General features: G+C 47.6%; 15 protein-coding genes. 13 read left to right on the forward strand and 2 right to left on the reverse strand.

Translation table 11 applies throughout. The features are described from left to right. Nucleotides 1-28 precede the first annotated feature (28 nt). From soxY to murI, 5 genes are all read left to right on the forward strand, one after another. Nucleotides 29-493 carry a thiosulfate oxidation carrier protein SoxY gene (gene soxY, locus OEZ43_08805; GenBank protein MDH5545679.1) on the forward strand — a complete coding sequence of 155 codons (465 nt, stop codon included), beginning with the start codon at nt 29-31 and terminating at the stop codon, nt 491-493. 50 nt (nt 494-543) lie between these two features. After that, a complete protein-coding gene (gene soxZ / locus OEZ43_08810) occupies nt 544-861 on the forward strand; it encodes a thiosulfate oxidation carrier complex protein SoxZ (GenBank protein MDH5545680.1) in 318 nt (105 codons plus the stop codon). Between the two features lie 39 nt (nt 862-900). Continuing rightward, the gene (gene soxA, locus OEZ43_08815; protein ID MDH5545681.1) at nt 901-1,722 is read left to right on the forward strand and encodes a sulfur oxidation c-type cytochrome SoxA; all 822 of its coding nucleotides are present in this window, start codon (nt 901-903) and stop codon (nt 1,720-1,722) included. A 227-nt stretch (nt 1,723-1,949) separates the two neighbouring features. Further along, nucleotides 1,950-3,683: a thiosulfohydrolase SoxB gene (gene soxB / locus OEZ43_08820; protein ID MDH5545682.1), complete on the forward strand. Its 1,734-nt coding sequence runs from the start codon at nt 1,950-1,952 to the stop codon at nt 3,681-3,683. 94 nt (nt 3,684-3,777) lie between these two features. Next, the gene (gene murI / locus OEZ43_08825; protein MDH5545683.1) at nt 3,778-4,614 is read left to right on the forward strand and encodes a glutamate racemase; all 837 of its coding nucleotides are present in this window, start codon (nt 3,778-3,780) and stop codon (nt 4,612-4,614) included. On the opposite strand, the gene lptG is transcribed toward murI, so the two are convergent. Both lptG and lptF read right to left on the reverse strand, forming a co-directional pair. Next, a complete protein-coding gene (gene lptG, locus OEZ43_08830; GenBank protein ID MDH5545684.1) occupies nt 4,606-5,673 on the reverse strand; it encodes an LPS export ABC transporter permease LptG in 1,068 nt (355 codons plus the stop codon). The two genes, murI and lptG, sit on opposite strands and share 9 nt — an antisense overlap. Continuing rightward, nucleotides 5,673-6,740 (reverse strand): LPS export ABC transporter permease LptF, encoded by a 1,068-nt coding sequence (lptF, locus tag OEZ43_08835; protein ID MDH5545685.1) that lies wholly within the window; start codon nt 6,738-6,740, stop codon nt 5,673-5,675. The genes lptG and lptF overlap by 1 nt, the downstream gene beginning before the upstream one ends. Here lptF and OEZ43_08840 point away from each other — a divergent pair. The 8 genes from OEZ43_08840 to OEZ43_08875 all read left to right on the forward strand — a co-directional run bounded on the left by OEZ43_08840 (nt 6,733) and on the right by OEZ43_08875 (nt 12,550). Next, nucleotides 6,733-6,879, forward strand: coding sequence for a hypothetical protein (locus OEZ43_08840; GenBank protein ID MDH5545686.1), 147 nt, complete (start codon nt 6,733-6,735; stop codon nt 6,877-6,879). The genes lptF and OEZ43_08840 overlap by 8 nt on opposite strands. Before the next feature lie 66 nt (nt 6,880-6,945). Next, entirely contained in the window at nt 6,946-8,436 is a 1,491-nt protein-coding gene (locus tag OEZ43_08845) for a leucyl aminopeptidase (protein ID MDH5545687.1), read from the forward strand. A 59-nt stretch (nt 8,437-8,495) separates the two neighbouring features. Beyond that, the gene (locus tag OEZ43_08850; GenBank protein MDH5545688.1) at nt 8,496-8,912 is read left to right on the forward strand and encodes a DNA polymerase III subunit chi; all 417 of its coding nucleotides are present in this window, start codon (nt 8,496-8,498) and stop codon (nt 8,910-8,912) included. 31 nt (nt 8,913-8,943) lie between these two features. Then, nucleotides 8,944-9,864, forward strand: coding sequence for a hypothetical protein (locus tag OEZ43_08855; GenBank protein ID MDH5545689.1), 921 nt, complete (start codon nt 8,944-8,946; stop codon nt 9,862-9,864). Nucleotides 9,865-10,037: 173 nt separating this feature from the next. Further along, complete coding sequence (locus tag OEZ43_08860) at nt 10,038-10,760, forward strand: LuxR family transcriptional regulator (GenBank protein MDH5545690.1); 723 nt, start codon at nt 10,038-10,040, stop codon at nt 10,758-10,760. Nucleotides 10,761-10,886: 126 nt separating this feature from the next. Next, nucleotides 10,887-11,483 (forward strand): autoinducer synthesis protein, encoded by a 597-nt coding sequence (locus OEZ43_08865; protein MDH5545691.1) that lies wholly within the window; start codon nt 10,887-10,889, stop codon nt 11,481-11,483. 9 nt (nt 11,484-11,492) lie between these two features. Continuing rightward, nucleotides 11,493-11,816, forward strand: a complete 324-nt coding sequence (locus tag OEZ43_08870; protein MDH5545692.1) for a hypothetical protein — start codon at nt 11,493-11,495, stop codon at nt 11,814-11,816. Continuing rightward, entirely contained in the window at nt 11,813-12,550 is a 738-nt protein-coding gene (locus tag OEZ43_08875) for a hypothetical protein (GenBank protein ID MDH5545693.1), read from the forward strand. Before OEZ43_08870 ends, OEZ43_08875 begins: the two co-directional genes overlap by 4 nt. Nucleotides 12,551-12,664: the final 114 nt, after the last annotated feature.

Genomic DNA, 12,664 nt, shown 5'->3' on the forward strand with positions numbered 1-12,664 from the left:
TGAATCTAACAGGAGAAACACTGTGAGTATGAAACGCAGAACCTTCTTGAAAGGCAGCCTGATGACCAGCGCACTAGGTGTCGCTGTCGGCGCCGGTTTGTTAAAGCCGAATACGGTGCTCGCTGCGTGGCCAGAGGCCGCGTTCAAGGCTGACTCAATGGATGGCGCAATTTCCGCCGTTGATGGTGGTGGCGCTACTGAAACCGACAAAATCAAATTTGTAAAAACTCCAGAAATCGCGGAGAACGGTAACGTAGTACCTATAAACATCGAAACCAGCCTGAGTGACATCGAGGCTATATCCGTACTTGTTGAGAACAACCCTTCTCCTCTAGCTTGTCAGTATTTGTTGACCAGCAACTGCGATGGTTATATCGCTGCCCGTATCAAGATGCGTAAGACATCTGACGTAACTGCGATTGTAAGAGCAGGCGGCAAAAACTATATGGCTAAGAAGCAGATCAAGGTCACTATCGGCGGTTGCGGCGGTTAATACACCGTAGCAAACAGTGTCGTAACACGATATAGCAAAGGTATACACAGATGGCAAAAAACACCATTAAGATCAGAGCTGAGATGAAAGGCGGCAAAGCCAATGTCAAAGCACTCTTCAAACACGAAATGGAAACCGGCCTGGCGAAAGATAAAAAAACAGGGGAAAAAATCCCTGCGCATTTTATCCAGGAAGTAATATGTGAACACAATGGCAATAAGGTTCTTACTGCCAATTGGGGTGTTGCAGTTTCGAAAAACCCCTACATCTCCTTCCGCTTCTCTGGTGCAAGCAAAGGGGACACAATCAAGATTAGTTGGACAGACAACAAAGGTGATAGTGATACTGCGGAAGGCAAGATCGACTGATTTTGTCTTATCACTGACATAGAAGCTAGGGAGAAAATCATGCAAAAGATGATGGCAGTTGCCGTTGCTCTGGTTGGAATACTTGGCAGTGTGAACATTGCCTCTGCTTCCCCAGAAAGCGACAAAAAGGCTTTTCAGAACTACTACAAAAATAAATTTCCTCAAACCAAGTTTTCTGATTTCGCAAACGGCGTTTATTCGATTGATGCGGCATCTCGCGAGCAGTGGGAAACCATCGAAGAATTTCCACCGTACGAGCTGGATATATCAGAAGGCGAGGAAATCTATAACAAGAGTGCAGAACTAAAGAGCTGTTTTCCTGATGCACCGAGTGGCGTTGCACACAAGTATCCGTACTTTGACACAAGCAAAGGTGAAGTTATCACCTTGCCACTTGCCATTAACAACTGCCTTCAGGCTGCTGGCAAGGAACCTATGAAGTATGAGAAAGGTAAAATAGCCCAGTTGACTGCATATATGGCATATCAGTCTCGCGGTAAGAAAGTCGATGTTAAAGTTCCTAATGAAGCAGCGCAAGCGGCCTACGAGGATGGCAAGAAGTTCTACTATACTCGTCGCGGTCAGCTGAATATGGCCTGTGCTCACTGTCATATTGACAATGCCGGTATGCGTATTCGTGCAGACTTGTTAAGCCCAGGACTTGGACATCCAACTCACTTCCCGGTATATCGCTCAAAATGGGGTGGTTTGGGTACCTTGCATCGTCGCTTTGGCGGCTGTAACAAGCAGGTACGCGCCAAGCCATTCAAGGCTCAGAGCAAGGAATATCGCAATCTCGAATATTTCTTGACCTATATGAGCAACGGTCTGGAGTGGAATGGACCTGGTTCTCGTAAGTAAATAGATGCGCCTACAAAACCCGGAGTTGCGGTGAAGCAGCTCCGGGTTTTTCTTTTTGTTTTCAAAACCTTTTCCGATATCATTAATCCCGCATAAGTATCCATTAAATCTTTGTTATTGAAAGACCTATATATACATGCAAGTATTAGCGCAATTTGCGTAAAGATCGACCTTCGAAGTCGACGTATATTCTTTTGTGTCAAGCTTTTAAATAAGGTGATGGAAAAATGAGCATTTCTCGTCGAGAATTCATTCAGATGTTAGCAATGGCCGGAGCAGCAGGTTTATCACTACCAGGTTGTTCTGTGGCGCCTAAGAGACAAATGGCTGCAGCCCCCTCCAACTTTTACGAAGTTCCCAACTATGGAAATGTGTCTTTCCTACACTTCACGGATTGCCATGCACAATTGCTTCCCATTTACTTTAGAGAACCGAACATCAATATTGGTGTTGCGGGTATGGCGGGTCACCCCCCTCATCTGGTGGGCAAGAATTTTCTCGATCATTTCAACATTCCCGCGGGTGGGATCAATGCTCATGCCTTCACCCATCTCGATTTCGTCGAGGCTTCACGTCAATATGGAAAAGTTGGTGGCTTTGCACACCTGGCAACCTTGGTCAAGCAGCTTAGAGCCCAGCGCCCACACGCATTACTGCTAGACGGCGGCGATACCTGGCAGGGCTCAGCAACTGCTCTTTGGACAAACGCCCAGGACATGGTCGACGCCTGTAAGTTGCTTGGCGTAGACGTAATGACAGCTCACTGGGAATTTACCTACGGCGAGGAGCGCGTCAAAGAAATCATCGAGAAAGATCTGGAAGGACACATCGATTTCGTCGCCCAGAATGTTATCGACAATGAGTGGGAAGAGCCTGTATTCAAAGGCTATACGATGAAAGAACAAAACGGCATTCAGGTAGCGATAATAGGACAGGCCTTTCCTTACACTCCGATTGCCAATCCGCGCCACATGGTTCCGAAATGGAGTTTTGGCATTCGTGATCAACGCATGCAGGACCAGGTTGATAAAGCGCGCGCAGAAGGTGCACAAGTCGTCATTGTGCTCTCTCACAATGGTATGGATGTTGATTTAAAGATGGCCCGCCGCGTTGTTGGTATAGACGCTATTTTGGGCGGACATACACACGATGCGATTCCAGCGCCGATAGAAGTTAAAAACGCCAAGGGCACTACGCTGGTAGTCAATACAGGTTCCAATGGAAAATTCCTCAGCGTACTCGATTTCAATGTCCAGAATGGCAAAGTAAAGGGACATCAATTCCGCATGTTGCCAGTATTCTCTAACCTGCTGGCCGCTGATGCCGAGATGGAGAAATTCATTACTGACGTTCGCGCGCCATTCAAAGCCAAACTGGAGGAAAAATTGGCCGTTGCTGATGAATTACTGTATCGACGCGGCAACTTCAACGGTACGTTTGACCAATTAATCATGAACGCCATGCTGGAAGTACAAGGCGCTGAGATCGCATTTTCGCCAGGTTTCCGCTGGGGCATTAGTAAACTGCCAGGTGAAGCGATTACCTTTGAAGACGTGATGACACAAACCGCTATCACCTACCCGCAAACCACGTTGAATCATATGGAAGGTTCTTTTATCAAAGAAGTACTGGAGGACGTGGCGGACAATCTTTTCAATGATGATCCGTATTACCAACAAGGTGGCGATATGGTACGCGTGGGTGGATTGAAGTATGCGATCGATCCGAACAAAAAGATCGGCGAGCGCATTACCGACATGGAATTGAATGGCAAGCCCATAGACCCCAAGAAAAAATATGCGGTCGCTGGTTGGGCCAGTGTACAGGAGAACGTCGAGGGCAAACCTATTTGGGATGTCGTCGCAGAATATCTTCGCCACAAGAAAGTTGCCAGCGTTCCTGAATTAAATATGCCGGTAATAAAAAATATGTCTGGCAATCCCGGAATGGCAGACGCCTAATATGCAGGGCGACGAAGCCACAGCTTCGTCGCCAACATACCGCTACACTTTTTGCATAGGCTTGAATCTGGTTTCTTAAAGGGTCTACCGCGACGTGTTAAAAAATTTGAGTATCGGCGTATTTGATTCTGGCGTCGGTGGCTTGTCTGTTCTAAAACACATCCACGAACGACTACCCAATGCCGATCTATTGTATATCGCTGACCACGCCTACGCCCCGTATGGTAAACGGCCTGCTGCGGAAATTCGCCAACGATGCTTCAGCATTGTCGATTACTTGCTTGGTAAAAACGTCGATGCCATCGTTGTCGCATGTAATACCGCAACAGCAGCGGCCATCGAAGAACTTCGTCAACATACCGCTATCCCGATCATCGGAATGGAACCCGGAGTAAAGCCCGCCATTGAGCAGACACGCAGTGACGTGATCGCCATACTGGCAACCGATAATACCTTGGCTAGTAAAAAATTCGAACAGCTTTCCGCGCGATTTGCCGCAGAGAAAACCGTTTTGGTTCAGGCGTGCACTGACCTGGTATCAATGATCGAACAAGGTGATCCAGATGCCCTCAATATTCGTCAACGCCTGTTAGAAATTATGCCGACGTTAGTCGAAAAAAACGTTGATACGGTTGTATTGGGCTGTAGCCACTACCCTTTAATTTTAGATCAAATTCGCGCCACGGCCCCGACGCTAAATATTATCGACACGGGAGCTGCCGTTGCCAAAGAAACGGAACGGCGCCTAAAAAACGCCGGACATACCTGGTCAACAGCCAATGTCGGTCAGATCACGCTATGTACAACGGGAAACGCAGAAGCTCGTATCCCTATCATGCAGAAATTTTTCCCACACGCACATACACATCTCGGACTGAATCTCACGGAAAATATCGAAACATCACTGGAAAAATCGACGACGTCAATTTAATTTTCTAAACAAGACTAGCGCTACGGCGAAAAACAATAAAGACGGAAGAAATGCGCCCAAGACGGGCGGAATGTTATATACCATGCTGGCATTGCCCGCAAACTGATTGAGAATATAAAACGTCACGCCCAACATCGTACCAACAAGTACGCGATTTCCGGTGGAAACATTTCTACGCCAGGCGAGCACGAAGGGTATTGCCAGTATCGCCATGACCAGCGTCGCAAACGGAGTAGCCAGCTTACTCCAAAAAGCCAACTGATATTTGCGTGCGTCGATACCATTTTGTTCGAGATACTGGCTGTACTCAAACAGGTCATCGGCCGCCATCACTTCTGGCCTGACCACCACGACTTGCATCACATCCGGATTTAGATGACTTTGCCACACCATCTCAGCCATCTGCACGGTTCGCAAATCGTCCCCGTCGGCAGTCACCACATCAACGTTTTGTAATAGCCAATCTCCTGGAGAGCGGTAGCTTGCCAACTCGGCATACAGATAGCGACGCAACTGAGCTTTTCCACTGGTTTGAATCACCTGCACGCCTTTAAGTTCGCCATGATTTAACACCGTATCAACACGAATAAAATCATTGCCGTCCCTCACCCAAATACCTTTGTTTGTCTTTAGGGATTTGCCATCATTCATAACCAGCGATCGTCGCGTTTCAGCATAACTATCCAGACCGGGCGCAATAAATTCTCCCAGAACGATACTGACCGACATCAATAACAATGCCGCACTGATAACAATTCGGACAATCTGCAAACGAGAAATACCGGAGGCGCGCATTGCCACCAACTCGCTGTTTGATGCCAATACCCCAAGCCCTAACATGGTTCCGATGAGCACCGCCGGGGGAAAAATATGGTAGATATGTCTAGGCACAGTCGCCAAGACATAGAGTAATGCCTCGCTACTGCTGTATTGACCTTTGCCAGTTCGCCCCATCTCGTCGACGAAAATAATCAGCAAAATAAAACTCAATAACCCTAGCGCGGCAAGTAAACTGGCTTTAATGATTTCCTGGCCGACGTATATCTTCAGCAAGCGCATCACGCTACTCCACGCAATCGAATGCCTAATTGCCGCCAGGCCATCGTGATCGTCGCAACGACAAAAATCATGTGCAGTCCAACTATGCCTGGCAATAAAGGCACGGTATCTGACCGCAACCAGTTCTTACTCATAATCATGCCGTAAATATAAAAAATGTAGATGAGTATGGCGAAAAACAATTTGCCGAAACGCCCCTGCCGGGGCTCACTCTTGCTGACGAAAACTGCCAGAATCAAAAGAATCACACTGGCGAATGGAATCGAAAAACGCCAGTACAACTCAGCAATATTTTTTCGATTAAATTCATCGAACAGGCTTTCAATTCTTTTTTCTCGCACGCGATAAAGCTGACCGGCGTCCATCGGTGTTTGCAGCCGCAACTGCGCGTCCCCATAGCGTAGCAGTGCCCAACTATCTTCCTTGGCGTTGCGTTGTAACAAACTCCCATCCTCTAATACCAGGAAGTCACCCTGCGCATTATTCTCTCTTCGGCCGCGCTTCGCGGAGAAGGCCTCCATCCCGCGTTCAGTTTCCAGAAAAACGAACACACGTTCCAGGCCTTCTGTACCCGTTGTCTTTTCGAGATAAAATACTCCCCGATTCTTGCTGATCGGATGAAATCTCCCCGGCGTCAGCGCATTAAATTCCGCCACCAGACTTGCTTCAAAGCGCAGTTCCCGTGTGGTGCGTTCCGCCCAGGGCGCTACCCATATCGACATCACTCCCACAATAAGTGAAAACACGAGCGCATACAGCACCAACGATCGCAGTAGACGAGGCAAGCCGACACCGCAGGCAAACATCGCCGTCATTTCATAATCGCGATAAAATCGCCCCAAACTGACAAGAAAGGCAATAAACATCGCACCTGGCAGCAGCAACATCATCTGCGCCAGAATAAATACAAAAAGAATTTTGAAGATATACTCAACAGGAAGAGAGCCGCTAGCCGCATGCTCCATAAAGCGGACGAAATGATGTCCACCGAAGATTAACAAGATTACCGCCAATACAGACAAGAAATTCAGGGTAATTTCTTTTAGTAGGTATCGCTCAATGATCACGCAGGGTCATCGTCCAGTCGTAAGCCAAGGTGTGTTTACACCGATAAGGAAGCGAGTAAAATGGTCGACTTTCACCAACAACCTGGTGACATTAAGTCGATTCATCAAGTTAAGCGCGCTAACGGACAATCAAGTCTAACATGAGTGGTTTATTATCCACAGACGAAAAACTGTCAACGGCAAACCGTCTAAAAGAGGAGTAAATATGGATTTCAATGTGACGTCGACCGAAGCTGAACATCAGAAAAGTGCCTGCCTGATCGTCAGTGTCTTCGAGAAAGGCAAGCTCGGCGCAATCGCGAAATCAATAGATGAAGCCAGCAATGGCCATATCTCCTCCATCGTTCAGGATGGGGATATCAAGGGCAAGATCGGTCAGGTAACCATGTTACACAAAGTGCCTGGCATCCAGGCGCCACGCGTAATGCTAGTAGGTTGTGGCGACGATGAAAAAGGTATCGACGAAGGACAGTTTAACAAGGCCGTCAACAAGGCCGTAGAAACCCTCAAGGCCAGTGCCGCTAATGAATGCACGGTATATCTCGGCGATGTCAAAATCAAAGGTAAAGACAAGGCCTGGGCGGTACGCGCTGGCACCATTGCCTTCCAGGCAAGCACGTACCGCGCAGACCACCTGAAAAGTAAAAAGGAAGACAATACAGAACAAGACATCGGCACAGTAAACTGGTATGCCGAAGACGCGGAACACGCCATGATGACTGACACTATTGCCTTGGGAATTGCACTGGGCAAAGGTATCAATCTGGCGCGCGAACTGGGCAATTTACCGGGAAACATTTGCACACCGTCCTATCTGGCGGAGACTGCCATTAATCTTGCCAGTCGTTACGACAAAATCGACACCACCGTGCTCGAAGAGTCCGACATGGAAAAACTGGGCATGGGAGCCTTATTGTCCGTGAGTCGTGGCAGTCGACAGCCTGCCAAACTCATCATTATGGAATACAAAGGCGGCAAGAAAGGCGACAAGCCTATTATCTATGTGGGCAAAGGCCTGACCTTTGATTCAGGCGGCATTTCCATCAAGCCCTCACCCTCTATGGATGAAATGAAATACGACATGTGCGGTGGCGCCTCAGTATTGGGCACGATGTATACGATTGCAGAACTTGGCTTACCCATCAACGTCGTCGGCGTGGTTCCCAGTTCTGAAAATATGCCGGATGGCGACGCCAACAAACCTGGTGATATCGTCACCAGCCTCTCCGGCCAAACCATCGAGGTTCTCAATACCGACGCTGAAGGCCGATTGATACTTTGTGATGCGCTGACTTATATCGAGCGTTATGACCCGAAAGTCGTCATTGATATCGCCACGCTCACGGGAGCCTGTGTGGTTGCCCTGGGTAAACACGCGACCGGGATGTTGAGTAATGACGACGATCTTGCCGACGCTATACGTAAGGCAGCCAAAGACAGTTACGACCGTGTGTGGCAATTACCGTTATGGGAAGACTATCAGGAACAATTGAAGAGTAATTTCGCTGACATGGCAAACGTCGGCGGCCCACAGGCAGGTACGATTACCGCCGCCTGTTTTCTCGCACGCTATACTAAGAGCTATAAATGGGCTCATCTGGATATCGCTGGCACGGCCTGGAACACCGGCGCCGAAAAAGGCGCGACAGGTCGTCCGGTAAGCTTATTGGTGCAATACGCATTGAACAACTTATAAGCAACCCGGGGCATACACATTGCTTGATTCCAGTAAGAAACACACGAGGTGACGAAGCTATGGCGCGCGTCGACTTTTATCTAATGAACAGCGATAGTGAAAGAGATTGCGATATCCTGGCCTGCCGCCTGACCGAAAAAGCTTACAAGCAGGGTTACAAAATTCAGGTAAAAACCCGTGATGCTCAGCAGAGCAAACGTATTGATGACTTGTTGTGGACTTTTTCACAAGGTAGCTTCGTGCCTCATACTGTCGATCCATCTCAGTCAGAGACGCCTGTTTTTATCAGTCACGAAGATGGCATTCGCGATAGCGCCATTTTGATAAATCTCACCGACAAGCTGCCACAGACATCGCCTGACAACGAAAGAGTGATGGAAATTGTCAGCAACCTTCCCGAACGCCGCGCCACGGCGAGGACACGATACCGTGACTATCGGGAAATGGGACACGACCTCCATACTCACCAGGTGTGATTGCAAAAAGACCGTCGCAAAGGAAGATAACATGGCAGAATTTGAACCCTCTCTGGGAGATCTCGACGACTTTGATCTCGATCAAAAAAGCACGCCTAGCGTAGGCCGTTCATCGCCTCAGGAAAACGAGGAAGAAAGCCAGATATTGGGTGATATCTCCCTCCTGGAAGAGGCCATCGCCGAATTGGAAACCGAAGCAGATGAGGAAGAACTGGGATCTCATCTTTCTTCGGAAGTATCACCGTATGATTTGGGTGACGAAAATGAAATTCCTGTCCTTGATGATGCCGTAGACCTGACCAATACGGTGATCGAATTCAACCGGCAACAGCATGACAATTTAGACATGGACGGCTCGATTCCAGTCCTGGAAGACATTGCTGGAGAAACGGGCTTTTCACACGGCGACCTGGATGATCTGGCGAGCTCATTACTGAACATGGACGATGCGATTTCAAGCGGAAATGTATCGGCGAGTCAGATCAGTGAACATTTGTTGGAAATGCCTATGGATAAATCCACTATCGCACAACACGAAGATCCCATGTCCCGACCGGAAGCATCAGAGTTTCAGGTTAGCACGATAAACAATGAGAGTGGTTTTGCGGAACAACTGTCGCAAATTGCACGCACAGTTGAACATAGTGTTGGCCTCTCCCATCCTGGCACCTTCGATATTAATCTGCCAAAAGAGCTCCACGCCCAGCTTTCACGCAAAATCGACAATCTGGTAGTGGAAGCCACCACGTCTATCACGAACGAGCTTCACCACCAACTGACCCAACGCATGGATAAATTACTGACCGAAGCGGTCGAATCGGTTCTCCCCAGTCTGATGGAGCAATTGGCCCAAGGTTTACGCACGGAAGTAAAGTCAAAAGTAAAAGCCCAGATTCCACAGATGATAAAAGACGTACTGGCCAATGCCCGTTTAACTGAGGAAGTCGACTAGTTACATCTCAAAAAAACTTTAAAAACAAACTGGTATATAATAATTTTAACTTACTCCAATTAACTACCAAGTGGAAGGATTGACTAAACCCTCCCTAACACATAGTATTTTTCAGCTCAGATAATTCAAATAGAACTATCCGTTTCAGTCACCACTGACACTGGAGGGATATATTGAGCTCGGTATACGATTTTATTGAAGAACTCGGCGAATGCTACTCGCTCAAAGAAATTCATGCGGTTTGCACAAAGTTCTGTAAGTCTATTAATTACGATTATTTTCACTATGGCGCGCAAATCCCGGTTAGTTTTTCGAAACCGGTTTTTGTTTTTGTCAGCGGATATCCGGATCCCTGGTGGGAACGCTACACCCAAAACAATTATCTCTATGAAGATCCTACCGTCATACATTGCGCTAACCATGTAACGCCATTTTTCTGGCAACAAATGAGCGGCTCTCGACACAAAGTCATCAACGAGGCGCGTGAATTTGGACTGCACCAAGGCATTAGCGTACCTGTTCATGGCGCAACTGGCGAAAAGGCCATTTTTAGTGTCGCATGCGAGCATCAAAGCAAACCCAGCACGAACCTATTCAATGCCGAATTGGGTAGCCTGCTGATATTTGCAAGCTTTGTTCATGAAACCGTGCGCCGGGTTATTATTCTGGAAGGATTCGAACAGACCCCAAGACAACTGACTCGCCGAGAAAAAGAATGTTTACTCTGGGCTGCCGAAGGAAAAACCACCTGGGAAACATCCCAGATTCTAAATATTGCCGAGAGCACCGTGACCTTTCACCTCAGCAATGCGGTCGGCAAACTCAATGTCGCAAACAAGTCTCAGGCGGTGGCAAGAGCCGTTGTTGAGAATTTAATCTCACCTTTCTCACTTTAAACACCTTAGTTTATCTCGAGTCCCTCGCACTCGGACCTGTATTTTCTTGGAGTACCCCCTTTCGCTTCAATCCGCTTTTATATGTCTTTCTAATAAAACAAAACTTCAGTGTGGGGGACAACACAAATGATCAATATTTCAATACATTTGAAAAACGACGGACAAAACAACCAACTTCAGGAAATGTTTCGATTGCGTAATACAGTGTTTAAAGAACGACTGGGATGGGATGTCCAATCCAAAGATGGCTTGGAAATCGATGGGTTCGACGATCTCAACCCTGTTTACATGATGGCGACAAATTCCTCGAAACAACTGGAAGCGAGCTGGCGCATGCTCCCAACAGATGGCCCCTATATGCTGGCCAATGTGTTTCCCTTTCTGCTTCGGGGCGAAGAAATACCGCGCTCTCCCGGCATTTGGGAGATCAGCCGCTGGGCAGCGGTATCCTGTCCAAGCAACCGGCGCGCGCAAGCATACGCCAATGAGTCAACGATAAGTTTAATCAAATACGCATACGACTATGCAGTAGAACACAATATCTCGCACTACATTGTAGTGACCAGCGTATCAATGGAAAAGCTGGTACACCGAATCGGTCTACCCGTTCGACGCTTCGGCGACGGAAAAGCTACACGCATAGGAAATGTGCTGTCCGTTGCCTGCTGGGTAGACATCAACGAACAATTCCACAACGTGGTTTATCCAAGAAAGGCGGCATAGGAAACTAACATGAAAATACTATTTGTTGGAGACACTCGTTCCCATCACTCTTTACGGGAAGTGATTACCGAGCGAAGCAATATCTTTTATCTCATGGACGCAAAAAAGGCTATCCAACAATTCGACCAGCTTGCCAATGGATTTGAATGGCTGGTATTCGATAACCGTATCCTACGCGCTTGTGGAACAAATGGGGCTCCCGCGTATCGGGAAGACAATCTGGCAACTCTCCAGGAGCAATCTGCTCGCACATCGCATGTCCCCACGCACGCAATCTGGTATGGCTATCACTCACCTGTAAACGACAAAAATCAAAAAGAGCGCAAAGAGTGACTGACAATACAACCATAGAAACAGAGAACAACGCAGACAACTTAATTCACAGCCGTCGAGCGAAGGGTTTGGCGCACGAAATCAACAATTGTTTTCAAGCGATAAAAAACAACCTGTTTCTAGCCAATCGCTATTTTCTCCGAAGCGATACCAACAGCGCGGAAAATGAGATCTTTCGCGCGCAATTAAAAAGTGTGCAAATTGATGAGCTTCTACACAAATTGTGCAACATGTTGAGCACCACATCTGAAAATTTTCAAACCCGAAAAATAAATATTATAAAAGCGATTGAGTCCTCACTATCAGCAACCATTTGCCATATCAGTGAAGACATTGAGTTTGTAACGGACATCGATACGACAGACACATCTATTCTCGTGCCGATAGGCATGATTGATCGTTTATTGACGATAGCCATTGGCAACGCCGTCCACTCCATAGGCAAGCTCGGGCGCATACGCATAAGAGCCAAACTAGCCAAGGTCGACGACCGTTGCTGTTGTTGTCAGCAGGCCATAATCGGTAAGTGGTTTGTCATCGACATTGAAGATAATTCAAGCGAACAATTAGAGGAAAGCACCATTCCTTTATTGTTCAAGCCGTACTATCGCGAAACCGAGATGGGACGTCACACTGCCATGTTCTCTTTGGAGGACATACTTCACCGGGAGGGTGGCCACATCACCCTGTCTTCGGTTGAAGGATGTACGGTTTTACGCTTTTACTTCTCCTGACGGAGGGCCATTTCAGCGTAGTGGCCCCTATATACTCCTCTTCGTTCAACAAAAGAGTAATCATCTGAACGAAGAGGAGTCTTTTTTTGCCCTGCAATCTCCCACATTCGAGAT

The sequence above is a fragment of the Gammaproteobacteria bacterium genome (assembly GCA_029881255.1).
GTDB lineage: Bacteria > Pseudomonadota > Gammaproteobacteria > S012-40 > S012-40 > JAOUMY01.